Annotated in this window: 15 protein-coding genes; 9 read left to right on the forward strand and 6 right to left on the reverse strand. The window is 71.7% G+C overall.

The window, feature by feature from the left end; translation table 11 throughout:
* Positions 1-28 precede the first annotated feature (28 nt).
* From ACTHNQ_RS05550 to ACTHNQ_RS05565, 4 genes are read left to right on the forward strand one after another with little or no spacing between them, the layout of a single operon-like run.
* Positions 29-790, forward strand: coding sequence for an SDR family NAD(P)-dependent oxidoreductase (locus ACTHNQ_RS05550; RefSeq protein ID WP_440331832.1), 762 nt, complete (start codon positions 29-31; stop codon positions 788-790).
* Positions 791-804: 14 nt separating this feature from the next.
* Positions 805-1,578 carry an enoyl-CoA hydratase/isomerase family protein gene (locus tag ACTHNQ_RS05555; RefSeq protein ID WP_440331834.1) on the forward strand — a complete coding sequence of 258 codons (774 nt, stop codon included), beginning with the start codon at positions 805-807 and terminating at the stop codon, positions 1,576-1,578.
* Between the two features lie 49 nt (positions 1,579-1,627).
* Positions 1,628-2,467: an SDR family oxidoreductase gene (locus ACTHNQ_RS05560; protein ID WP_440331836.1), complete on the forward strand. Its 840-nt coding sequence runs from the start codon at positions 1,628-1,630 to the stop codon at positions 2,465-2,467.
* A gap of 24 nt (positions 2,468-2,491) precedes the next feature.
* Positions 2,492-2,878 carry a VOC family protein gene (locus ACTHNQ_RS05565; RefSeq protein ID WP_440331838.1) on the forward strand — a complete coding sequence of 129 codons (387 nt, stop codon included), beginning with the start codon at positions 2,492-2,494 and terminating at the stop codon, positions 2,876-2,878.
* Between the two features lie 7 nt (positions 2,879-2,885).
* Here the strand turns inward: ACTHNQ_RS05565 and ACTHNQ_RS05570 are convergent, their stop codons facing one another.
* Genes ACTHNQ_RS05570 through ACTHNQ_RS05590 form a run of 5 tightly spaced genes read right to left on the reverse strand, consistent with a single transcriptional unit; the run spans position 2,886 to position 15,587 of the window.
* Positions 2,886-3,746 (reverse strand): HAD family hydrolase, encoded by an 861-nt coding sequence (locus ACTHNQ_RS05570; protein ID WP_440331840.1) that lies wholly within the window; start codon positions 3,744-3,746, stop codon positions 2,886-2,888.
* Between the two features lie 11 nt (positions 3,747-3,757).
* Positions 3,758-4,396: a LysE family translocator gene (locus tag ACTHNQ_RS05575; protein WP_026305801.1), complete on the reverse strand. Its 639-nt coding sequence runs from the start codon at positions 4,394-4,396 to the stop codon at positions 3,758-3,760.
* Positions 4,397-4,450: 54 nt separating this feature from the next.
* Positions 4,451-4,975, reverse strand: coding sequence for a Pycsar system effector family protein (locus ACTHNQ_RS05580; RefSeq protein ID WP_440331843.1), 525 nt, complete (start codon positions 4,973-4,975; stop codon positions 4,451-4,453).
* On the reverse strand, positions 4,975-11,874 hold the full coding sequence (locus ACTHNQ_RS05585) for a hypothetical protein (RefSeq protein ID WP_440331845.1): 6,900 nt from the start codon (positions 11,872-11,874) through the stop codon (positions 4,975-4,977). The genes ACTHNQ_RS05580 and ACTHNQ_RS05585 overlap by 1 nt, the downstream gene beginning before the upstream one ends.
* The gene (locus ACTHNQ_RS05590) at positions 11,871-15,587 is read right to left on the reverse strand and encodes an AAA family ATPase (protein WP_440331847.1); all 3,717 of its coding nucleotides are present in this window, start codon (positions 15,585-15,587) and stop codon (positions 11,871-11,873) included. The genes ACTHNQ_RS05585 and ACTHNQ_RS05590 overlap by 4 nt, the downstream gene beginning before the upstream one ends.
* Positions 15,588-15,764: 177 nt before the next feature.
* On the opposite strand from ACTHNQ_RS05590, the gene rlmN reads away from it, so the two are divergent.
* Positions 15,765-17,009, forward strand: a complete 1,245-nt coding sequence (rlmN, locus tag ACTHNQ_RS05595) for a 23S rRNA (adenine(2503)-C(2))-methyltransferase RlmN (protein ID WP_440331849.1) — start codon at positions 15,765-15,767, stop codon at positions 17,007-17,009.
* 84 nt (positions 17,010-17,093) lie between these two features.
* Complete coding sequence (locus ACTHNQ_RS05600; protein ID WP_440331851.1) at positions 17,094-18,737, forward strand: DUF4407 domain-containing protein; 1,644 nt, start codon at positions 17,094-17,096, stop codon at positions 18,735-18,737.
* Positions 18,738-18,888: 151 nt separating this feature from the next.
* On the opposite strand, the gene ACTHNQ_RS05605 is transcribed toward ACTHNQ_RS05600, so the two are convergent.
* Entirely contained in the window at positions 18,889-19,365 is a 477-nt protein-coding gene (locus ACTHNQ_RS05605; RefSeq protein WP_440331853.1) for an RrF2 family transcriptional regulator, read from the reverse strand.
* 88 nt (positions 19,366-19,453) lie between these two features.
* Between ACTHNQ_RS05605 and ACTHNQ_RS05610 the strand changes: the two genes are divergently transcribed.
* From ACTHNQ_RS05610 to ACTHNQ_RS05620, 3 genes are all read left to right on the forward strand, one after another.
* Positions 19,454-20,200 carry an SDR family oxidoreductase gene (locus ACTHNQ_RS05610; protein WP_440331854.1) on the forward strand — a complete coding sequence of 249 codons (747 nt, stop codon included), beginning with the start codon at positions 19,454-19,456 and terminating at the stop codon, positions 20,198-20,200.
* 242 nt (positions 20,201-20,442) lie between these two features.
* Complete coding sequence (locus ACTHNQ_RS05615) at positions 20,443-22,176, forward strand: ABC transporter ATP-binding protein (protein ID WP_440331856.1); 1,734 nt, start codon at positions 20,443-20,445, stop codon at positions 22,174-22,176.
* The gene (locus ACTHNQ_RS05620) at positions 22,173-24,299 is read left to right on the forward strand and encodes an ABC transporter ATP-binding protein (RefSeq protein WP_440331857.1); all 2,127 of its coding nucleotides are present in this window, start codon (positions 22,173-22,175) and stop codon (positions 24,297-24,299) included. Before ACTHNQ_RS05615 ends, ACTHNQ_RS05620 begins: the two co-directional genes overlap by 4 nt.
* Positions 24,300-24,348: the final 49 nt, after the last annotated feature.

The raw sequence follows: 24,348 nt of genomic DNA on the forward strand, positions 1-24,348 counted from the left end.
ACCCGATACCAAGTTCGAAGGAGAACGCATGGACCTGACGAACGCCTCGGCCCTCGTCACCGGCGGCGCCAGCGGCCTCGGCCTCGCCACCGCGCGACGCCTCGCCGCAGCGGGCGCGACGGTGACCATCGTCGACCTCGCGACCTCGGCCGGCGCCGACGTCGCCGCCGAGCTCGGCGGGTCGTTCGCCCCCGCCGACGTCACCGACCCCGAGCAGGTGGCCGCGGCCGTCGCGGTGGCGGCGGCATCCCGTCCCCTGCGCGTGGTCGTGAACTGCGCCGGAATCGCGCCGCCCGCGAAGGTCCTCGACCGTGACGGCAACCCGTCGCCGCTCGACGCGTTCGAGCGCATCATCCGCGTCAACCTCATCGGCACCTACAACGTCATCGCGCAGGCATCGGCCGCGATCGCCAAGGCCGAGCCCACGGAGTCCGGTGACCGCGGCGTCATCGTGAACACCGCCAGCGTCGCCGCGTTCGACGGGCAGATCGGCCAGCCCGCATACTCGGCCAGCAAGGGCGGCGTCCACGCCATGACGCTGCCGATCGCGCGCGAGCTCGCCCGCTACGGCATCCGCGTCGTCACGATCGCCCCCGGCATCATGGAGACCCCGATGCTCGCCGGCCTTCCCGAGGCCGCACAGGAGAGCCTCGGCCAGCAGGTGCCGTACCCGCAGCGCCTCGGCAAGCCCGACGAGTACGCGCGCCTGGTGATGTCGATCGTCGACAACGGCTACCTCAACGGCGAGACCATCCGCCTGGACGGCGCCATCCGCATGGCCCCGAAGTGAACCCGGAGACCCCTATGAGCGACTCGATCCTCGTCACGCGCGACGGCGCCCTTGCGCGCGTCACGTTCAACCGCCCCGCGAGTCTCAACGCGATGGGCTTCGAGATGGGCCGTCGCTGGCGCGACGTCGCCCACGAGCTGACCTCGGACGACACGGTCGGCGCGATCATCCTGGATGCCGCCGGCCCGGCGTTCTGCGCGGGCGGCGACGTCATCGAGATGGCGACGTCCGGGGCTTCGGGCGCCGACGTCACCGGCGCCGCGCACACGATCCACGATGGCATCCGTAGGTTCGTGGAATCCGACAAGCCGATCGTGGCGGCCGTGCAGGGCGCGGTCGCCGGCGGCGGCCTCGGGCTCATGCTGACCGCGGACTACATCGTCGCGTCCGACCGGGCGAAGTTCGTGAGCCGGTACGCCAACATCGGCCTGACGCCCGACCTCGGCGTCTCGACGCTGCTGCCGGCCGCGGTCGGCCAGCGCCGCGCGCTGCAGCTGCTGCTGCAGGACGTCACGATCGACGCCGACACCGCCCTGGACTGGGGCCTGGTGACCGAGGTCGTGCCCGCCGACGACGTCGCCGCGCGCTCCGAGGCCGTCGCACGGTTCTGGCTCGACAACGCGACCGCCGCGTTCGGACAGGCCAAGCGTCTCGTCCGCTCGGGCGCCCATCGTCCCTTCGCCGAGAACCTGGACGACGAGGCCCGCTCCATCGGCGCCCGTTTCGACACCGACGAGGCCCGGGCGCGCGTGCAGGCCTTCGCCGCGGCATCCCGATCCCGTTCCTGACCCCTCCCACGTCGAGAGACCACGATCCCGACACCCGAAAGGACCCGAGATGAGCGACAAGCCCCTCGCCGGCAAGACCATCCTGATGTCGGGCGGCAGCCGCGGCATCGGCCTCGCGATCGCGCTGCGCGCGGCTCGTGACGGCGCCAACATCGCCCTGCTCGCCAAGACCGACACCCCGCATCCGAAGCTCGAGGGCACGGTGCACACGGCTGCGGAGCAGATCCGGGATGCCGGCGGCAACGCGCTCCCGATCGTCGGCGACGTGCGCAACGACGACGACATCACCGCGGCGGTGCTGAAGACGGAGGGCGAGTTCGGCGGCATCGACATCGTCGTCAACAACGCGTCGGTCATCGACCTGTCGCGCTCGCTCGACCTCGAGGCGAAGAAGTACGACCTCATGCAGGACGTCAACGTGCGCGGCACGTTCATGCTCTCGCGGGCCGCCGTGCCGATCCTCAAGGAGGCGCCGAACCCGCACATCCTGTCGCTCTCGCCGCCGCTGAACCTGTCGCCGAAGTGGCTGGGCGGCCACACCGGGTACACCCTCGCGAAGTACGGCATGACGATGGCGACGCTCGGCCTCGCCGCCGAGTTCGCGAAGGACGGCATCGCCGCCAACACGCTGTGGCCGCGCACGACGATCGCGACGGCCGCGGTGCAGTTCGCCCTCGGCGGCGACCGCATGATGAAGGTCAGCCGCACGCCGGAGGTGTACGCCGACGCGGCGTACGAGATCTTCACGCGTCCGGCGCGCGAGTACACCGGCCAGACGCTCATCGTCGAGGACGTGCTCGAAGCGGCCGGCGTGACGGACTTCTCGGGGTATGCGGCAGTGCCGGGGACGCCCGACTCGGAGCTGTTCCCCGACATCTTCCTGGACTGAGCGCGCCGACGTAGGGTGGGGCTCATGGCGGTGCAGAGCCTGTTCCCCATCCTGCTGACGCGAGAGCTGCCGGGGCTCGTCCGGTTCTACGTGGACGCGCTCGACGCGCAGGTCGTGTACCGGTTCGGCAGCGGAGACGAGGACGACTACGTCTCGCTGAAGCTCGGCGAGACCTCGCTCGGCATCGGCCGCGACCCCGACGCCCTGCCGCCGTCGGTCGGGGACCGCGCGGCGCTGTGGTTCTACGTCGACGACGTGGATGCCACCTACGCGGCGTGGCTCGCGGCCGGCGGCCATGCGGAGCAGCCGCCCGCAGACATGCCGTGGGGCGAGCGGGTGGCGCAGGTGCGCGACCCCGGCGGCAACCTCGTCAATCTGGGTGCTGAGACGCGGCGGCCGGCGCAGGGCTGAGAGCGGGTCAGGCGAGGCCGAGGCGCGCGAAGGCGTTCGCGATGCCATCGTCGAGCACGTCGGTCGTGACGAAGTCGGCGAGCTCCTTCAGCTCGGGGTGGGCATTGCCCATCGCGACCGCCACACCGCACACCTGGAACATCTCGATGTCGTTCCAGCTGTCGCCGATCGCGACGGCGTCCTCGGCGTCCATGCCGAGATGCGCCAGCAGCAGCTCGATCGCCGACCCCTTCGTCACGTCGGCCTCGTTGATCTCGCCGTTCGAGCCGCCCGGCAGCGGCATGCTGCCGGGAACGACGAGGAACTCGTCGCCGAGGTCGGCGCGCAGCTCGTCCATGCCCTCGGCGTGGTCGCTCACGAAGACGGCCTTGTCGATGCGTGTGAGGTCCGCCTCATCGGCGCTCGGGAAGGTGCGGTGCGCGAGCCCCACGAGCGAGTCCTCGGGCCGCACCGCCTCGCCGGCCGCCTCACGGGCGTCGAGCGCCGCGGCGTACTCGCGCATCAGCTCGGCCATGTCGTCCGACGCATAGACGCCGTCGCGCGTCTGCAGGAAGTAGCGGATGCCGCGACCCTTGAGCGCCGCGATCAGCCGGCCGGCGGCGGCCTCCGACAGGGGGCGGTCGACGACGACCTCGCCGCCCGAGGTCACCAGGGCGCCCGAGTTCGTCACCGCTCCGTCGAAGCCGATCTCGGCGACGCTCGGGTGGATGTCGGCCGCCGAGCGCCCGGTGCTGAGGTACACCAGGTGACCCGCGGCGCGCGCGGCGCGGATGGCGTCGGGAGTGCCGGGCGCCATGTGCGCACCGTGCTCGAGGATCGTGCCGTCCACGTCGAGGAAGATGATGCGCCGGCGGGGCGTGGGGATCATGGCGCGGTCCTTCAGTGCTTGTTGCCGGTGAGGAGGAGGATGCCGCCGAGGCCGATCATGAGACCGCCGCCCGTCGCTGACAGTGTGGCGATGCGCTTGGGCGAGCGGCCGAACCACGACCGCGCCGCCGCCGCGACGAGCGCCCACGCGCCGTCCGACACGAGGGCGATCGCGAAGAACACGAGGCCGAGCTCGATCATCTGCAGCGGCACCGAGCCGTGGTCGAGGTCGACGAACTGAGGGAGCACGGCGACGAAGAACGCGATCGTCTTGGGGTTGGTCACGCCGACGACGAACCCCTCGCCGAGCTGGCGCCAGGCCGACCGGGGGAGCGCCGCGGCGGTCGCGGCCGCGGCCGTGTCGTTGCGGTGCCGGATCGCCTGGATCCCGAGGTACATGAGGTACAGCGCGCCCGCGATCTTGAGGATCGTGAACAGCACGATGGACTGCGCCACGATGCCGCCCACGCCGAGCGCCACGAGCCCGATGATGGGGAGCAGTCCGAGCGCGTTGCCGAGCACGCTCAGCAGGCCCCCGATCCGGCCCAGTGCGAGGGCGCGGCCGATCGTGAAGAGCACGCTCGGACCGGGGATGACGATGAGCACAAGCGCGGCCAGCGTGAACGCCAGCAGGTTCTCGACGGGCACCACGAGTCGAGCGTAGCCGGGGCGGCGGATGCGCGCCGGGCGGCGGCATCCGTCCCGTCAGCCCGTGAGCAGGAAGCCGACGACGATGAGCGCCACGCCCACCCCCGCCAGGGTCATCGACAGGCGGATCGCACGGTACTTGCGCTGCACCACGGACGACAGCACGAGCAGCTGCTGGAACGTGCGCTCGGGCGGGTGGACTCCGCGCTCCGTGAGCGCCTTCTCGACGTCGGCGGGCGTGCCGAGCCCGCGGATCTGGCCCCAGTAGGTGATGGCGCCGGGACCGGGCCCGCGGCTGAGGCGCGGCCAGACGGCGGCCGCCGCCGCGACCACGGAGGCCCCCGCCGCGACGACGCCGAGCACCCACACCGTCGCCCCGAACGGGCTGAGGGTGCCGGGGGTCCAGTCGCCGCCGATCATGCCGCTCAGCAGGATCGTGAAAGCGATGCCGAGCGAGCCGATCAGCAGCGACGCCTTCTGGTCGGCACGGTCGATCTCGTCGCGCACCTCGGCCAGCATGGCGGCCGCGAGCGCGGCGGTGTCGGGAGCCGGTGTGCCGGCCGCGACCTCGTCGCCGGCCATCAGCGGAGTCCGAACGTGAGAGTAAGCGAGGTGCCGTCGCGCAGGTCGACGCGGTACGTGTACCGGTAGCCGCTCGCGAGCTTCGACGTCTGGATCGTGCCCGACCAGACGCCCGTCGCCTTCGCGTACGTGAACTTGTCAGCGCCGCCCGAGATCGGCGGAGTGAAGTTCTCGTTCGCCTTCGCCGACGGCTCCAGCGCCGTCTTCGACACCTGGGTCACCGACTTCACGAAGTTCTTCGTGCCGATCGGGCTGCCCGCGGCGTCGCACGCGATGAACCGGATCGGAACCCCGGACGGCCTGGTGAAGACGCTCGAGCCGTCGAGGTCGAGCGGGTCGAGGGCGACGCGGTCGAGCTGCCCGCCGCAGCGCGGCGGCTCCGGCGGGTTCACCGTGTAGTCCGCCGTGCCGGTCGCGCGGTTGCCGGCGACGTCGGTCGCCTCGCACGCGACGCTGCGCAGGCCGGGCGTCGACGTGTCGGGCGTGGCGCACGACTGCGAGGCGACGCCCGAGCCGGCGTCCGTCGCGTTCGCGGCCGCGGTGGCCGTCGCGCCGACCTGGACCGGGTTCGGCGTCACGACGGGCGCGACGACGGGAGCGGTGGTGTCGACCTTCACCGCGACCGCAACGGTCGCGGTGTGGCCGAGCACGTCGACGACCGTGCCGGCGATGGTCGTGCCGTCAGGGCCGGTGTCGTGCGTCTGGACCGGCGCCGGACAGGACGCGACACCGATGAGCGACGAGCACGTGAACGTCACGGTCACGTCGCTCCGGCTCCACGCGCCCTCGTCGTAGGGACCGTCGGCGTTCGTCGCGGCCGCGGTGATCGTCGGCTCGGCTGTGCGCTCCTCGACGACGACCGAGGCGCTCCCGGCGTGGCCGAGCGTCTTGCCGTCGTCGGGGGTGACGGTCACCGAGATCACGTCGCCCGGCTGGGCGATGCCGGTGAGGGCGAGTGTCTCCCCGGTCTGGCCGGGGATCGTGACGCCGTTGCGCTGCCACGTGAACGAGGGGGTCACGTGATCGTCGTCGTCGTCGGTGAGCGTGGCGTCCGCGGTGAGGATGCTGCTGGCCAGGGTCGGATCCGTGTCGGAGTGCAGCACGACCTCGGCGACAGGAGCGGTGTTGGGCGCCGGCGTGGCGAGGCCGAACGAGACCGTGGTGCACGCGCGGCTCCGGCAGACCGTGAGGACGACGGTGTAGCTGCCGGGCTGTGTCACCGGCTGGTCGATCAGCACCCTGGTCGTGCCGTCGGCGCCCCTCTGCACGACCGCGTCGGAGCGCGCGATGACCTCGTCGTCTGCGGTGCTCTCGGTGCCGCCGTCGGCGACGATCTCGGCCTTCGCCGACAGCCGCTCGCCCGGTGCCGCGTCGGTCACCTCGACCGCGCGCAGCAGGCGACCGCCGACGGCCACCGTCGCATCCTGCCCGGGGTCGCCGAGGGCCGGCGGGGGCGCCGCGGCGACATCGAGGTGCCCGCGGGCGGTGTCGACCGCGACGTTGCCGGCGGCATCCACCACCTGCACCATCCACCGGAACGGGGTCGTGGGCACTGCCGCCCTGTACAGGTGGCTGCCGGCCGTGGTCGGCGGTGTGACCGTCGCCCGCTGCCAGGTGGTCTGCCCCTCGGGCTGCACCAGCACGATGACCGCAGCGATGGAGCTCGCCGCGTCGGACACCGTCAGCTCCATCTGCGAGCCCCCGGGTGAGGGCGGCTCGATCGATTCGATGGACGGCGGCGTGGTGTCGGTCGAGGCGGCGTCGCCGTAGACGACCTGTGCGGTGAAGCCGGTGAACCGTTCGGTGCGTCCCGCGCCGCCGGCCGGCTTCTCGACGCGGGCCGGCGTCAGCACCAGCAGGTCTCGCGGCCCGTCGGGTGTGCTCTGGTGCGTGATCGTGCCGAACGACGACGGGAACGCCACGCCGGTGCGCGAGGCGGTCGGCTCGGGGACGCCGACGCCCGGCACCGCGACGGCGGGGGTGCCCTCGGTGTCGAACTCCGAGGTCAGCGCGGTGAGCACCACCCCGCGGGCGGCGAGCCCCGCCGGAGCCTCGGGCAGCGTCCGCACGATCGCCGGCAGCACCGGCTGGCCGGCGACGGCGAGCGGCCCCTGGTCGTCGACCGTGAGGTACTCGGTGCCGTCGGGGCCGCTGTGCTGGCCGAACGCGGGAGTGAAATCGAGGGATGCCGACGTCAGGCCGTCGGCCGTCGACACCGTGAGGTCGGGCGTCTCGGGGAGCGGCATGTCCTTGGCGGGCGCGGCGAACGTGTACATGGGCAGGCCGTAGTAGACCGCCTCCATGAGCGCCTTCTCGTCGTAGCCGGAGTACAGGCCGAGGCCGCCGAGGTAGGACTGCTTGGCGTAGGCCAGTGCGTCGGCCGCCGACACCGCCCGTCCGTCGACCTGGACGCCGATCCAGTCCGCATACAGCGACAGCAGGCGTTCGCCGAGCGCGGTCGTGGTGTTGTTCGCGAGCCCGTAGCCGGTGTTGCCGATGTAGCCGCCGGCCTGTGAGAACACGTCGACCCAGTCGGTGACGGCACCGTAATACGCGGCGGGCAGGTTGTTGCCGGCGTGGCATCCGATCCCGAACAGGAGCGAGCCTGCCAGTTGCGGCTGCGTCTCGTGGCCCGCCGCGACGAGCAGGTCGTCCTCGACGAACGAGCCGGTCTCGGCGCCGGGAACACCCGGGAGCATGCGGGTCTCGTCGGCGTGGGTGTTCACCGAGACGACGCGCGGGGTCTTCCCGGGCGCCGCGGGTGTCCCGGGGAAGAGGGCGCCTTCCAGCGTCGTCTTGTCCCAGTCGCCGGTGAGCATGTCGGCGGCGCCCGAACGCCATGCGAGGTCGTCGGTCACCTCCTGCGGCAGCTCGCTCCAGGCGCCGTAGCCGCCGGTGAGCGTCGAGTCCGCCGCGAGGATCCCGTCGGCCGACACGAATCGGCCGATCGTGGCGATCGTCGCCGCGGGATCCTGCGCGAGTCGTCCGGTGCCGACGGTCGGCACGTAGAGGCGGCCGCCCAGCGACTCGTATGCCGTCGCCAGCCCGTACGGGTCGTCCGTGAGGATCCGGGATGCCGCTGCCGCCGCCGAGAGCGGCGTCTCGCACGGGTCGACCACGGCCCCGACAGGGCACGGCTGGTGGTCCGGCGTCTCTGCGAGCCGAAGGTCGGCCGCATGGCTGGTCTCGGTGAACTGCGAGGTGTGCTGCGCGACCGGGGCCATCGGCACGATGTCGTCGCCGCCGACGATCACGACGGAGTGGATCTGCGATCGGTGCGGCCCGAGGGCGCCGGACACGAACGTGTTGATCGCGCTGGTGAGGGCCTCGCGGGCGGCCATGGAGCAGGGGTTGCCGTCCAGCGCCGTCCGCGCCGCGACGACCTCCGGCGACGAGTCGAGAGCCAGCACGGCGCCGTCGACCGCACCCGTGCCGACGTGGCCGGTGCCGGTGAGCGTCGCGAGCGCGTCGCGCACCGCCGCGGCGGCCGTGGCGCCGTAGGTGTCGCCGTAGCGCTTCTGGTCGAACAGGTACACGGTGTTCGTCGTGTCGGTGATCGGATCACTGGATCCCTGGATGCCGGGGTCCGCGGCCTGCGCCGGGCTCCAGCTCGTGCACTGCCTCTCGGCCTCCTCCTGGACGTACTGCACGCGCAGCGAGTAGAGGGCGGCACTGGGATCGCCGTTGCCGCTGGTCACCCGGACCAGCAGCGGCTCGCCGGGTGCGGCATCCATCGACGCGGCCTCGACCGAGGCCAGCCCGTCCCCGCCGACGACGGCCTGGTCCACGAGGGTCTGGCCGGCGACGGGGACCCCGGCGTCAGCACCGGCCTCAGCCGGCTGATCCGCGGTGCCGCTCTGCTCGGTGACGGGGGTGCCTGGTGCGGGGCCGGCACTCGCCGCTCCGAGCGCCGACGCGGCGCCTTCGGGCGCGTACAGCGACAGCGAGATCTGCCCGTCGGTGGCGTTCGTCGAGACGATGGCGCGCCAGCCCGCGGGGGGTGCGTTGACGATGTAGTAGTCCTCGTCCTGCGCCGCCCCCTCGACCATCTGGCCCGCCTCGTTCAGGTCGCGCCAGGCCGGCGAGATCCACTCGTAGTAGACCTGGCCCGCGGCCATCGCGCCCGGATAGGACTCCCACACGCCGTTGACGTAGTTGTGGGTGGGGTCGTCGAACGACGACAGGGGAGCGTCGCCGAACACCTGGTGCGATGCCGACAGCGTCCCGCTGGTGAGCTCGCCGGTCGCGGTCGTCTCACCGGGGAGGGTCGTCACCGAGTACCACGACATCAGGGTCATGACCGTGCCGCCCGGCGTCTCGGGCAGGGGGAGGCGCACGGTGGCGCCGTCGCGCTGCTTCGGGCCGGTGTACGGCGCGGTCAGCGTCGAGGTGCCTGCCGGACCCGAGCCCCACGCGTACTCGAGGTACGACCGCGTGCCCGCTGGGACGGTGATCGTCGCGGTGGGCGCCGCGAACACGTCGGGCTCACCCGGGCCCGGGTCGAACGTGTACTGGAACCGCACGTTGCGGCCGCAGTGCTCGGTGGCGCCGTCGCAGCCGGTGTCGGTGGTGCCCGACTCGGCGAGGTACGGGTCCAGCGAGCTGGCCGAGATCTGCTCCCACGGATACGACCGCGCGTCGAGCATCGACATGAACAGGATGCCGAGGGTCGCGCTCTCGGGTGCGCCGGCGGCCAGGTCGGCCACGGTGGCGCCGTCGCGGTACGAGGTCGACGGTGCGGCCAGTGTGCCGGTGACGTCGGCGGCGCCGAAGAGCGCCATCCGGGCCGATTCGTCGAGGGTGGCGACGTCGACCGAGCCGAGCGGGGTGCCGTTGAGGAACAGCTCCGACATCAGGAGGTACCGCATGAGGGTCTGCGCGACGGGAAGCGTGCGCAGTGGCACATCGGAGACCCCTGACCGCTCGATGTCGAGGCCGGCGAGGTCGAGGTCGGCGAGGTACCAGTCGGGCTCGACGGTGAAGCCCAGCCCCTGCCCGTCGACGAGCGACTGCCACCCGTCCAGCGTCGTGCCGGTGCCGGTGCCGGTGCCGGTGCCGGGGAGGGCGATTCCCGACACCGGTGCCGATCCGAGCACGTACGACGCGAGGGTCAGCGAAGAGAGGTAGCTGTCGTCCACGTCGAGGTCGCCCAGGGTGAGCCCCTGGATGCGCTGCGCGGCGGCCTTCTCGGCCTCGGTCGCGGTGGATCCGCCCGCGAGCGCCTGCGCCGCCCACGCCAGGACGTCGTTCAGCGTTACGGTCTGGATCAGGTCGCCGGCGAAGGGGGTGTCCGCGAGCACGTCCGCCCAGCCGCCCGGGTAGGCCAGCTGGTGGATCGGGAGCTGGTGGATCGGGAGCTGGTGGATGGGCAGCTGGTGGATGGGCAGCTGGTGGATCGGGAGCTGGTGGATGGGCAGCTGGTGGATCGGGAGCTGGTGGATCGGGAGCTGGTGGATCGGAGCGTTCGCGATCGTCGAGGCGTAGCCGCGCAGCGAGGTCAGGTCGATCGAGAGGGTCTCGATGGACGTCATGAAGCCGGGGTTGACCAGCCGACCCTGCGTGCTGCTGACCGAGAGGCCGTTGTTGCTGTGCGTGTCCATCGCGAAGACGGTCGATGGCGCGGGGCCCGGCGCCGCGAAGGCGACCGTGCGTCCCGACGCTGAGAGGACGGGCTGTGTTCCCACCGCGAGGTCCACCGGGTCCGGGGTGAACGAGGGGGCGCACTCGCCCTGCGTGGAGGCATCCAGCCACCCGATCCCCTGCTCCCGCACCACGGGAGCCGGAAGCTCCGTGGCAGGGGTGACCTTGTCGTAGGCGGGCACGGTCGTCTGCCACGTCACATGGCTGCCGTCGGCCGAGATGACCGGGTCGGCGACATAGCCGACCCGGCGATCGGTCTCGATCGTGCCGAGCGCCACGCGATAGAAGTTGCCGTCGAGCGTGGCGGCGACGACCGCCGGCAGCCCGGCGCAGAAGGCGTCGTCGATATAGGCGAAGGTGTCGCCGGTGGCGTCGATGGTCGGGTTGTGGGCGTTCGCGGCGACCAGGCTTCCCGTCCCGGGTGAGTTCGGGAACGTGCGGTAGACGTTCGTGGCATCGCCCGCTTCGTGGAAGCCCACGGTGGTCACGAGGATGCTCGCTCCGTTGCCGCTGATGCGAGCCTGCTGGGCGGTGCCCTGGATCACCTCATCGCTGAGCAGCCTGTGGATGGCCAGGTCGCCCAGCACGCCGTCGCCGTTCACATCGAGGTCGGCGACGAACGAGCTCGGGCCGCCGTTGCCGCCCGGCGGCAGGTTCGTCGCCATCGACGTGAAGACGAGATAGCGGCCGTCGTCGGTCATGTCGGGGTCGTACGAGGGACCGTCCGGCTCGACGCCGTCGTCGATGCGGAACGTGCGGCCCAGCAGCGTGTCGCGCACGTAGATGCTCGTGCGCCCCGGCGTCGCGCCGGCCGCGACCAGGTTCGTGGCGGCGCTCGTGAACGCGACGTAGCGGCCGTCCGCGCTCGACACCGGCTCCGTGCTCGGGCCGTCCGCCTGCGCCGCGCCGACCGCGTCGGCCGGCACGCTGACGAGAGACGCCGCGCCCGAGAACGGGTCGGAGCTGCCCTCTTCGGCGACCGACACGAAGACGTCCGATACGCCGTTGGTGTCGCCGGGGACGAGGTCGGACGCGGTCGACGCGAAGAACACCTGCTGCCCGTCGGGCGTGAGGAACGGGTCGGCCGACGAGCCCGACGACGTCTGCGACACGGTGAAGGTCTCGGCGGCGGCGAGCGGAGCGACGGCGGCGACCGCGGCCGTCGGTGCCACGGCGACGAGCCCTGCCGCGACCAGGGCGAGCACGGTTCCCGCGGCGATCGGGCGCGGCACGCGGGTGAGGAGGGGCCCTGCGTTCATGATGCCTGCTCCGCTTCGGTGAGGAGGGGGGAGAGATCGAGGATGCGGGCGGCGTTGGTGACGCCGAGCCCCGTGAAGAGCCGTTCGGCCTCGTCGCGCACCGCGGTGTCGGGCCTCAGGTGGTTGAGCTGCGCGAGCGAGAGACCCCGTTCGAGCGGCGTGGCGAGGGGATCGTCGACCGCCGCGAGAGTGAGCACGAGCGCCTGCGCGCTGTCGCCGCGGGCTGCGGAGAGGCGGGCGCGCTGCCGGGTGAGTCGCGCGCCGCCGGGCGCGCCGGCGAGCGTGTCCGCGAGCGCGGCCGCCTCGTCGACGAGACCGGCGTCGAGGGTCGCCTCCAGCAGACGCACGCGGGCGTCGAGCGCGGCATCCATCTCGTCCAGCCGCTCGAACCCGTCGACCGCGACCCGGAACGCGGCTCGGGCCGCCGCAGCATCGCCGGTCTGCTGCGCGATGCGCCCCGCGAAGCCTGTCGTGAACGCGACGAGATAGGGATTCCCGGATGCCTCGAACACGCGCAGGGCCTCGCTCACGAGCGGGCGCGCCTCGTCGACGCGACCCTGGTCGATGAGCACCTCGGCGGCATTGGCCGACTCGATGGCGGCTCCGACGACGTTGCCCGCCGCCTCGTGCGCGGCGCGGGCCTGGTCGTACAGCGCCGCGGCCGTGGTCCAGTCGCCTCTGTAGTAGGCGCGGATGCCGAGCAGATTCAGGACCTTCGACTTCGACAGCTCGTCGTGCGTCTCGTCGTAGAGCGACAGCGCCCGCGAGAGGTGGACCATGCCGGCGTCGCCTTCCAGTTCGCTCGCCGCGATGTCGTGGTAGCGCAGCGCATCGGCCAGCACGCGCTTGGCGGTGTCGTCCGGGGTGTTCCCGTCGATGAGTGCGATCGCCTCCTCCGACAGCGCGCGCGCGTCGGTCCAGCGCGACTGGCGCAGCCGCAGCCCGGCCTCGGTGACGGCGACCGCGGCGAGCACCCGCCTGCCGGCGTCGCCGGCGCCCGTCAGGGCGCGGCGCGCGGTGCGCAGGGCTCGCATCGCCTCGTCGTGCTGGCCGAGGATGTTCAAGGCGTACGCGCGTTCATGGTCGAGACGGGCGCGGTCGACGGCGTCCGAGATGAGCTTGCGGGCGCTCGAGAACGCCTCGAGCCCCTCTTTCGCCCAGCCCCCGGCCACCGACACTCGGCCCAGGGCCTCGAGCAGGGCGGGCAGATCGCTCGTGTCGCTGGAGCGACGCGCCGACTCCACCGCCAGCCGGTAGTTGCGCACCGCCTCTTCGAGCGCGAACGCGCGTTCGGCGGCCGTGGCCGCGGCGACCGCCGCACGGTGCGCCGCCTCCCAGTCTCCGGCGGCCTCGTAGTGGGCGGCCAGCATGACGTCGCGCGCGGAGCCGCCCAGCGCCGGGTCGGCTTCGAGCACGGCCGCGGCGGTGCGATGGAGCTCGCGACGCAGCTGGAAGCTCAGCTGGTCGTAGGCGACGTCGCGGAACAGCTCGCTGCGGAACGCCACGCCGTCGGGCCCCAGTTCCAGGAACGCGCCGAGCCCGCCCGCGATGAGCGGCATCCCGACGCACTTCACATACAGCCCGAGGGGGATGCGGACGCCCAGCACGGCCGCGCGCCTCAGTGTCGTGCGCTCCGCCTCGCTGAGGGCGTCGATGCGCTCGCCGATGAGCTGTTCGATGCCGAGCGCGTCCTCGCCCGAGTCCAAGCCGGTCGCGAGCTCGATCGCGTACAGCGGGTTGCCCTGGGCGCGCGAGAGGAGCGGCCGGGCGTCGGCCGGCAGCAGGCGGCGTCCGGCGACGGCCTCGACGATGTCGCGGATCGCGGAGTCGGCGAGTCCGTCGATGACGAGCTCGTCGCCCAGCGGACCGAGCCCTCCCGAGCCCGGACGCCGCACGATGATGACGGCGTGGCGCGTGTCGCGGCCGACGAGGTCGGCGAGCACGGCGGCCGATGCAGGGTCGATCCACTGCGCGTCGTCCAGCAGCAGGCAGCCGGGAGCGTCGGTCAGCGACCCGACGAACTCGGCCACCACGTCGGCCGTGCGCTCGGCGCGGAAGGCGTCGTCGAGCGCGAGGCTCTCGGGCGTCGGCTCGGCCCGGGCCCCGACGGCGGGTGCGAGCAGCGGCAGCCACGGCATCAGGTGCGGGAACCGCTCGGCGACGGCTTCGCCCAGTCGCACCCCCGCGTCGACGGGCGTCGCGGTGGGCTCGATCCCCAGCATCGGGCGCAGCAGGGTCTGCATCGTGCGGTACGGCGTCGTCGCGCCGTACAGATCGCCGTATGCCCGCAGCACCGTCAGCGGCGTCTCGGCGAGTGCGTGCTCGACGAGGCGGGTCTTGCCGATACCGGCGGCGCCGCTCACCGTGAGCGTCGAACCGGCGCCGGCGGTGGCGTCCGTCAACATCGCCCGCAGTCGCTCTAGTTCGTCCTGTCGACCCACGAACGGGGTGCGCTGCGTCGCGAGCGTCGTCGCGCCCCCGTGCCCGGTCACGACCGCGACCGGGATCCCGGCCGCCTTGCCCTTGACCGTCATGACGCCCGCGTCGTCCGACGCGAACGGGCGCGCCGTGCGCTCCAGCACCGACCGGGCGGCCAGCACCGTCCCGGGCTGCGCGCGGGCCGCGAGCCTGGCGGCGAGGTTCGTGGGATCGCCCATGACCGTGTAGGTCTGCCGGTACGTCGCGCCGACGAAGCCGGCGAACACGCGGCCGCTGGTGACCCCGGCGCGCACCGCGTAGTCGCCGGCGCCCTCCTGCACGATGCGCAGCGCCGCCGTGACGAGTCGACCTTCGGGGTCCTCCAGGGTGGTGGGCGCGCCGGCGGTCAGGAAGTAGCGATACCCGCCGGGCGCCGGGTCGACGTCCAGCAGCGTCGCTCCGGTGTCGGCGCACGCCTCGTCGACGAGACGCGTCAGACGGTCCATGCGCGCCAGGTCGGCGGCATCCGGCTCATCCGGCACTCCCGACACCTGCACGAACGCGATGGCAGCCCATCGGTGGTCGGGGTCGGCGCCGAGCAGGTCGGGGCGCTGGGCGAACGCCCGCGGCAGGAAGTGCTCGGCGGCCTCGCCGCGTCCGGCATGGAGCGAGAGGAGGGATGCCGCGGCCACCGAGCCGCCCTTCACGAGACGCCGCGCGCCGGGCGCGGCGTCCGACGCCGCGGCTGCCACGAGCGAGGCGGGGAGCAGCGCAGCGGTCTCGTCGCTGACGAGGATCTGGCCCGGCCGGGCTGCGGACTGGAGCTCGAGGACGCGCCCGACGTCGCGACCGGCGAGCACGACGCTCATGGATCCCTCTCCGGTGAGGAAGAACGCGAACGTTCCCGAGTGGCCCCCGACCGACATGCGCAGGCGCGTCCGGGCGAGGGGGAGGTGGATGTCGCCGATCGCGGTGAGCACGCGGTTCATGTTCCAGGCGGCATGGGCGGCATGCCGGGCGTGGTCGGCGCCCGTGAACAGAACGAAGAGCGCGTCGCCGGCGAACTTCACCACATCGCCGCCGTCGTCGGTCGCCGGCAGCAGCACGGTGAAGATGCGCGACAAGGTCGCGATGAGCTGCTCGGTGCCCTCGCGGCCCGCGGCCGCCAGCTGCTCGGAGAGCGTCGTGAAGCCCGAGATGTCGACGACGACGGCCGTGCCGTCGACGCGCAGGACACGCTTCGCCGGGTCTCCCAGGCCATGCAGCAGGCGGGGCGTCAGCGCCGCCGCCGTCACGTGCGCGCTCAGTGCCGTCCCCTTCCCCAGCGCGGGTCCGGTGCCGTCTCCCCGGACGGCGTCCCCAGGCGGACCGTTGGGGTCAGGATGGCACCAACTCGCCCCGTGCGCCAGAGGCTGCTCACTGCAGCATCCCCTTCTCGGATTCGTCCAGACTGCCCGCGTACGCTTGATGGCATGACCGAGTCCTCGCCCGTGCGTTCCGCCAAGCCGAAGCAGGTACGCCCGGCGACCGAGGGCTGGACCCAGCAGAAGGATGCCGAGGGGCGTCCGCTGCTGCAGTTCGCGAGCCCCAAGCGCGGCAAGCCGCCGGTGCACCTCGCCGACCTCACCCCCGAGCAGCGCGTCGAGAAGGTGAAGGAGCTCGGCCTTCCGGGGTTCCGGGCGAAGCAGCTCGAGAAGCACTACTTCCAGCACTGGACCCATGACCCGGCGGACATGACCGACCTCCCGGCCGAGGGGCGCGAGGAGCTCGTCCACGGGATGCTGCCTCCGCTGCTCACCGAGGTGCGGCGCCTGGAGACGGACCGCGGCGACACGATCAAGTTCCTGTGGAAGCTGCACGACGGCGCGCTCGTCGAGTCGGTGCTCATGCGCTACCCGGGCCGCATCACCCTGTGCGTGTCGTCGCAGGCGGGATGCGGCATGAACTGCCCGTTCTGCGCGACCGGGCAGGCCGGCCTCACGCGCAACATGTCGGCGGCCGAGATCGTGGAGCAGATCGTGCGCGCCAACCGGCTCATCGCCGACGGCGGGCTCGGCGGCAAGAAGAAGGACGACCACTCCGCCGAGCGCGTCTCGAACATCGTCTTCATGGGCATGGGCGAGCCGCTCGCCAACTACGCCCGCGTCATGCAGGCCGTCCGGGTCATGACCGACAAGATCCACGGCCTGGGCATGAGCGCCCGCGGGATCACGGTGTCGACCGTCGGCCTCGTGCCGGCGATCACGAAGCTCGCGAACGAAGACATCCCGGTCACGTTCGCGCTTTCGCTGCACGCGCCCGACGACACGCTGCGCGACGAGCTCATCCCGGTGAACTCGCGCTGGAAGGTCGACGAGGCCCTCGACGCCGCACGGGCCTACTTCGACAAGACCGGCCGCCGCGTCTCGATCGAGTACGCGCTCATCAAGGACATGAACGACCACGCCTGGCGTGCGGACCTGCTGGCGAAGAAGCTCAACGACCGCGGTCGCGGCTGGGTCCACGTGAACCCGATCCCGCTGAACCCGACGCCCGGGTCGATCTGGACCGCGTCGGAGGTGAGCGTGCAGAACGAGTTCGTGCGCCGCCTCAACGACGCCGGCATCCCGACGACGCTGCGCGACACCCGGGGCAAAGAGATCGACGGCGCATGCGGCCAGCTCGTCGCCACCGAGGAGGACGAGGCGGTCGCCGCGGTCACCCCGCTCGAGGTCTGAGCCGGGGCCCGCTGCCGCCGCTCCGCCGGGCTGCGCTGGGCATTCACCCACCTGTCGTCCAGGTGGCCCTCATACGGTGTTCGGATGTCTTACTCCGCACACCGGCCGGGCAGGTTCGGGTCCGACGGCCGCATCGAGTTCGAGACAGCCGACTCCGAGACCGAGGAGCTGTACGTCGACGACGTCCGCGCCGCACAGGCGCGCGCCGCCCAGGACGAGGCCGCTGAAGCCCCCGACGCCCCCGCCGAGACCGAGGGCCCCGAGGACCCGTACCCCGTCACCCAGGACCTGCTCGACGACGCCCTCGCGATGAACCCGACGCAGCCCGTCGCCGTCGCCGCGCCCGCCGCCGCGTCGCAGGACGACACCCTCGTGATCCCGGCCTCGGCCGAGTGGGGCGCGATGGGCGAGGCATCCGCTCCCGTCGCCGAGCCCGTCGAAACCGTCGAGGCCGCACCCCCGGTGGCTCCGACGAAGCCTCCGAAGGCGCCCAAGCGGCCGCGGGTGAAGCCGGCGCGCGTGCCCGGCTCGGGATGGCGGCGCCTGGCCATCCTCGGCGGCGCCGACGGCGTCGTGCTCGACGAGGTGCCGAACGAGACGCCGCGCTTCGTGCAGATGTTCTTCGTCCTGGCCGGCACGGCCCTCGTGTCGGCCATCTCGATGATGTTCGCCCTCATGACCGGTGTGCGGGTCGCGGCGTGGTTCGCGGTGCCGCTCGCGGTCCTGTGGGCGCTCATCATCTTCAACCTCGACCGGTTCCTCACCTCGACGATGCGCTCGACGCGCAACGTGTGGAAGCTCATCGGGATGGCGATCCCCCGGGTGATCATGGCCGCCATCATCGGCCTGGTCGTGGCCGAGCCGCTCGTGCTGCAGATCTTCCACAACGACATCGCCCGCGAGGTGAACGCGACCAACCTCGTGCAGGCCCAGTCCGATCAGGACGCCGTGACTTCCGGCCCCGAGAAGAAGGCGCTGGATGCCGCGAGCGAGCGCGTCTCGGCGCTCGAGAGCCAGGCGGCCAGCGGCGTGGTCGCCGGTGCCGACACGACCTCGGCGGCGACCTCGTCCGCGCAGGCGACCGTCGACGACCTGACCGCCAAGCTCGCCGCCCAGCAGAGCGTCATCGACCAGGCCCGCGCGATCTACCAGTGCGAGCTCACCGGCCAGGGCGCCGGCGAGGTCCCCGGCTGCACCGGCGTCGCGGGGGAGGGCGCGAGCTCCGACGCGGCGAAGGACCAGCTCGCCGCCGCGCAGGCGTCGTACGACGACCTCGCCGCGAAGCTGAGTGCCGCACAGGCTGACCTCGCCGATGCCCAGGCGGCCGGCACGGCCGACGCCGGGACATCCGAGGCGCAGAACAAGAAGCAGGCGAAGGACGAGCTGCCCGCCGCCCGCGAGCAGTACCAGTCCGCGCTCGCCGCCTACAACGCGCGGGCCGCCGAGATCGCAGGCGGCAACGCCGGGGCGACCGGTCTGCTCAGCCAGATCAGCGGGCTGGAGCGGCTGTCGCAGCGGGAGCCGACTCTGCTGTGGGCGCACTACCTCATCGCTTCGCTGTTCTTCATGATCGAGCTGCTGCCGGTGCTCGTGAAGGTGCTGACGAGCTACGGCGACCCGACGCTGTACGAGAAGGCCGACGCGCTGCGCAAGCAGGTCGCGCTCGACCGCGTCACCGCCCGCAGCTGGCGCGAACGCGCCGACATCGCGCAGGGCGGCGGGGCCTGACGCGCTGACGCCGTGAGAGAAGGGGTGCCGCGAGTCGCGGCATCGCTTCTCCCGTCCGTTCGTTCGTCGTGAATGCGCGCCGAATCCGTGATTCCGCGTACATGTTCGACGAACGAGCGGGGACAGGGGGTGGGGCCGGAGGTGCCGCCGGTCAATCGGTGGGGGAGACGAGCCAGCCGCGCACCCGGGCGAGCACGTCGGGGCCGGAGTCCTGGTCGACCGTCGCGACCAGGTCGGCGACCGTCACACCGCGCAGCGACGTGCGCCATGCCTGCTCGGCGGCGAGCATCGCGCGGTGGACGGCGCACGCGCGCAGGCAGTCCTCGGGGGATGCCGCCAGCGGGCCGCGCTGGCGGACCTCGGTGCAGGTGAACTGCGGCTCGGGCCCCTCGATCGCGAGGACGACATCGAGCACCGAGATCTCGTCGGCGGGACGCGCGAGCACGTAGCCGCCGGACTTGCCCTGCACGGAGTGGACGAGGCCGGCACGCGCGAGGGCCTGCATCTGCTTGGCGAGGTAGGTCATCGAGACGTCGTTCAGGCGTGCGAGCGTCGCCGCGGGGACGGGCTCGGTCACGCCCGTGAGGGCGACGCAGCAGTGCACCGCCCACTCGACTCCGCCCGACATCTTCATATCCGTCACACTACTTGACTCGGACAGTAGTTGTCCGAGTAGATTTAACCCGGACAACATCAATCCGGGTTTGGAGAGACGTATGAAGATCGTGGTGCTGGGTGGAACGGGTCGGATCGGCGCACGCGTGGTGGCGCTGCTGGCGGAGCGCGGCCACGAGGCCGTGGCGGCCTCGCGCTCGACCGGAGTGGACGCCGTCGCCGGGACGGGTCTGGACGCCGCATTCGCGGGAGCTGATGTCGTCGTCGACGCGACCGAGTCCTCGGCATGGGACGAAGCGGGCGTGATCGACTTCTTCACGGCCGCGACCGGCAACGTGCTGGCCGCCGAGGAGCGGGCGGGCGTCGGCCACCACGTCGCGCTGTCGATCGTCGGGATCGACCGCAACCCCGAGGCCCGCGGGTACCTCGCGGGCAAGGTCGTGCAGGAGCGGCTGATCGGCGGGGGCGCGGTGCCGTCGACGATCGTGCGCGCGACCCAGTTCTTCGAGTTCCTCCCGCAGATCGCCGACGCGAGCACCGTCGACGGCGAGGTGCGCATCGGCACGGCGCTGATGCAGCCCGTCGCGGCAGAGGCCGTCGCGCGCGCCCTCGCCGACGCGGCGGAGGCGCGGACCGCCGGCGCCGTCGAGATCGCCGGACCCGAGCGCGCCCCGCTGGCCGAGTTCCTCCGGCGCGACCTGTCGGACCGCGGCGACGCGCGCGCCGTCGTCGTCGACCCGGCTGCCGGCTACTTCGGCCGCGTGGTCGGCGAGACCAGCCTCGTGCCCGTGCGCGACGACGCGGTGATCGACGCCGTCGGCTACGAGGCGTGGCGCGCGGCGAGCTGACGTGGACGACAGGATGCCGCTTCCCTGGGCGCACGCGGGGCCCGGGGAAGCGGCATCCGGTCTTCTCATGACACGATATATCGTGTTACAGTGACGGGCGGATGCCACCGGGAAAGGGCATCCCGCGTCCACCGTCCGCCCTCCGCGAACGAGCCTGCCGTGATGTCGGCAGCCCGTGCCAGGGTGAGATCACACCTTCTGCGCGCTCGTCCGCGTGCCCTAACGCGCCTCAGGGGAACCTCGTGCTGGCAAAACTCCTCGTCCGATATCTCAAACCGTACGGCTGGCTGCTGCTGGGGGTGCTGCTGTTCCAGTCCGCCTCCGCCATCGCCTCGCTCTACCTGCCGAGCCTCAACGCCGACATCATCGACAACGGCGTCTCGAAGGGCGACACCGACTACATCTGGCGCACCGGCCTGGTCATGCTGACCGTCTCGCTCGGCCAGATCGTCGCCTCCATCATCGCGACCTGGTTCGCCGCGCGCGCTGCGATGAAGCTCGGCCGCGACATCCGCGATGACATCTTCGAGCGCGTCTCGGGCTTCTCCGAGCGCGAGGTCACCGGGTTCGGTGCGGGTTCGCTCATCACCCGCAACACGAACGACGTGCAGCAGGTGCAGATGCTCGCGATGATGGGGGCGACGTTCCTCGTGACGGCGCCGCTGCTCGCGATCGGCGGCATCATCCTCGCGATCGAGCAGGCCGCGAGCCTCGCATGGATCATCGCGATCGCGGTGCCCGTGCTTCTCGTCGTCGCGGGCCTCATCATCGCCCGCATGGTGCCGCTGTTCCGCAGCTACCAGGGCAAGCTCGACGGCGTGAACCGCGTGATGCGCGAGCAGCTGACCGGCATCCGGGTCATCCGCGCGTTCGTTCGCGAGCCCATCGAAGAGGAGCGCTTCCGCGAGGCCAACACCGACATCATGGTGGTCGGGCGCAAGGTCGGGTCGCTCTTCGTGGTGCTGTTCCCGGCCGTCATGCTCATCCTCAACATGACCGTGATCGGGGTGATCTGGTTCGGCGGCCAGCAGGTCGACAGCGGAGAGATCCAGATCGGCACGCTCTTCGCCTTCATGCAGTACGCCATGATCATCCTCTCGGGCGTGATGATGGCGAGCTTCATGACGCTGATGATCCCGCGCGCCGCCGTCTCGGCCGAGCGCGTCGGCGAGGTGCTCGGCACGGATTCGTCGCTGGCGCGGCCGGCCGAGCCGGCGTCGGAGTTCCCCGCGCCGGGCACCGTCGAGTTCCGCGACGTCGCGTTCACCTACCCCGGCGCCGAGCATCCGATCCTCTCGGGCATCAGCTTCCGCGCGGCGCCCGGTGAGACCGTCGCCGTCGTCGGCTCCACCGGCGCGGGCAAGTCCACCCTCGTGTCGATGATCCCGCGCCTGTTCGACGTCACGGACGGCGTCGTCGAGGTCGGCGGGGTCGACGTGCGCAAGGCCGACCTCGAAGCCCTGTGGAGCACGATCGGCCTCGTGCCGCAGCGTCCCTTCCTCTTCACGGGGACGATCGCCTCCAACCTCCGGTTCGGCCGGGAGGATGCGACGGACGCCGAGCTCTGGCGCGCCCTCGAGATCGCGCAGGCCAGCGACTTCGTGAGCCAGATGGAGGCGGGGCTCGATGCGCCGATCGCGCAGGGCGGCACCAACGTGTCGGGCGGGCAGCGTCAGCGGCTCGCCATCGCGCGCGCCATCGTGCACCAGCCGCAGGTGCTCGTGTTCGACGACTCGTTCTCGGCCCTCGACCTCACCACCGACGCGCGGCTGAGGCAGGCGCTGTGGCGGGAGCTTCCGGACGTCACCAAGATCGTCGTCGCCCAGCGCGTCTCGACGATCACCGACGCCGACCGCATCGTGGTCCTCGATGACGGCGGCATCGTGGGGATCGGCACGCACGAGCAGCTGCTCGAGACGAGCCAGACCTACCGCGAGATCGTCGAATCCCAGCTCGGAGCGGAGGTCGCCCGATGAGTGCCGAACAGCCCCAGACCGAGAAGAAGGCCCGCCGGCGGGCGCGCCAGGCAGTGGCCGAGCTGAGCGCCGAAGAGAAGGCCGAGATCGAGCTCGGCGAGCAGGCGCGCATCGCGGCCGACGACTGGAGCGGCGCCGTCGCACCGGGCAAGGCCGCGCACTTCTGGCCGTCCTTCCGCCGTCTCATCGGCCTGCTGCGTCCGAACGCGTGGGCGTTCGTGTTCGTGTCGATCCTCGGCTCGATCGGCGTGGTGCTCGCCGTGCTGTCGCCCAAGGTGCTCGGCGAGGCCACGAACATCCTCTTCGAGGGCGTCGTGTCGTCGATGGTGCCCGCGGATGCCACGAAGGAGCAGGTCGTCGCCGGCCTGGAGGCGCAGGGCCAGCAGGACCTCGCCAACATGGTGTCGGCGATGGAGCACTTCGTCCCCGGGGCGGGCGTCGACTTCATGGCGCTCAGCCGGGTGCTGCTCATCGTGATGGCGCTCTACTTCGCGTCGTCGCTGCTGATGTGGCTGCAGGGCTACGTCATCAACGTCATCATGGTGCGCGGCATGTGGCGCCTGCGCGAGCAGGTCGAGGCGAAGATCAACCGCCTGCCGTTGCGCTACTTCGACCGCGTCCAGCGCGGGGAGCTCATCTCGCGCGTGACGAACGACATCGACAACATCACGCAGATGATGCAGCAGTCGCTGTCGCAGGCGCTCACGAGCGTGCTCACCGTCATCGGCGTGCTGATCATGATGCTGACGATCTCGTGGCAGCTCACGCTCGTCGTGCTGGTCAGCTTCCCGCTCATGGGGGTGCTGTTCGGTGTCATCGGCCCTCGGTCGCAGAAGGCGTTCGGCATCCAGTGGCGCAAGGTCGGCCGTCTCAACGCGCGGGTGGAGGAGTCGTTCTCGGGTCATGCCCTGGTCAAGGTCTACGGCCGAGAGCAGGCGTCGCGCGAGGCGTTCCGCGACGAGAACGAAGAGCTCTACCAGGCCTCGTTCAAGGCGCAGTTCCTCTCGAACATCATGATGCCCGCGATGATGTTCATCGGGAACCTGACGTACGTGGGCATCGCGGTCTTCGGCGCGCTCATGGTCGCGAGCGGCCAGCTGCGACTCGGCGATGTGCAGGCGTTCATCCAGTACTCGCAGCAGTTCACGCAGCCGCTGGCAGAGCTCGGCGGCATGGCCGCGGTGGTGCAGTCCGGCACCGCATCGGCCGAGCGCGTGTTCGAGCTGCTCGACGAGCCCGAACAGGAGCCCGACGCCGAGGACGCCCCGGCACCGGTGGAGGGCGACGGCACGATCGAGTTCCAGGACGTCGCGTTCTCGTACTCGCCGGACCGGCCGCTCATCCACGACCTTTCGTTCCGGGTCGAGCCCGGCCAGACGGTCGCGATCGTGGGCCCCACGGGCGCCGGCAAGACGACGCTCGTCAACCTGCTGATGCGCTTCTACGAGTTGGACGGCGGTCGCATCCTGCTGAACGGGCAGAACATCGCCGACCTGACACGCCGCGACATCCGCGCCGAGACGGGCATGGTGCTGCAGGACCCGTGGCTGTTCGCCGGGACCATCCGCGAGAACATCCGTTACGGGCGCGCCGACGCCACCGACGACGAGATCCTCGCCGCCGCCCGGGCCACGTACGTCGACCGCTTCGTGCACTCGCTGCCCGACGGGTACGACACCGTCCTCGACGAGGACGCGTCGAACATCTCGGCCGGCGAGAAGCAGCTGATCACGATCGCCCGTGCCTTCGTGGCGCAGCCCTCGGTGCTGATCCTCGACGAGGCGACCTCATCGGTCGACACCCGCACCGAGCTGCTGCTGCAGCACGCGATGGCGGCGCTGCGTGAAGGACGCACGTCGTTCGTGATCGCGCACCGTCTGTCGACCATCCGCGACGCCGATCTCATCCTCGTGATGGAGAACGGCGGGATCGTCGAGCAGGGCACGCACGACGAGCTCATCAGCAGCCAGGGCGCGTACTACCGTCTGTACAACTCGCAGTTCGAGCAGGCAGCGACCGACTTGGACGAAGAGGCGCGTGCGCTCGCCGAGACCGCGCAGGCAGACGAGTCCGGAGAACCGGTCGAGGACGCCACCGAAGGTGAGACCGCTCCGGTCGGCTGATCCGCATCGGATCCTCGCTACCCGCCCCGGCTCTCCCGCCGGGGCGGGT

This window comes from Microbacterium sp., assembly GCF_051953575.1.
Lineage (GTDB): Bacteria > Actinomycetota > Actinomycetes > Actinomycetales > Microbacteriaceae > Microbacterium.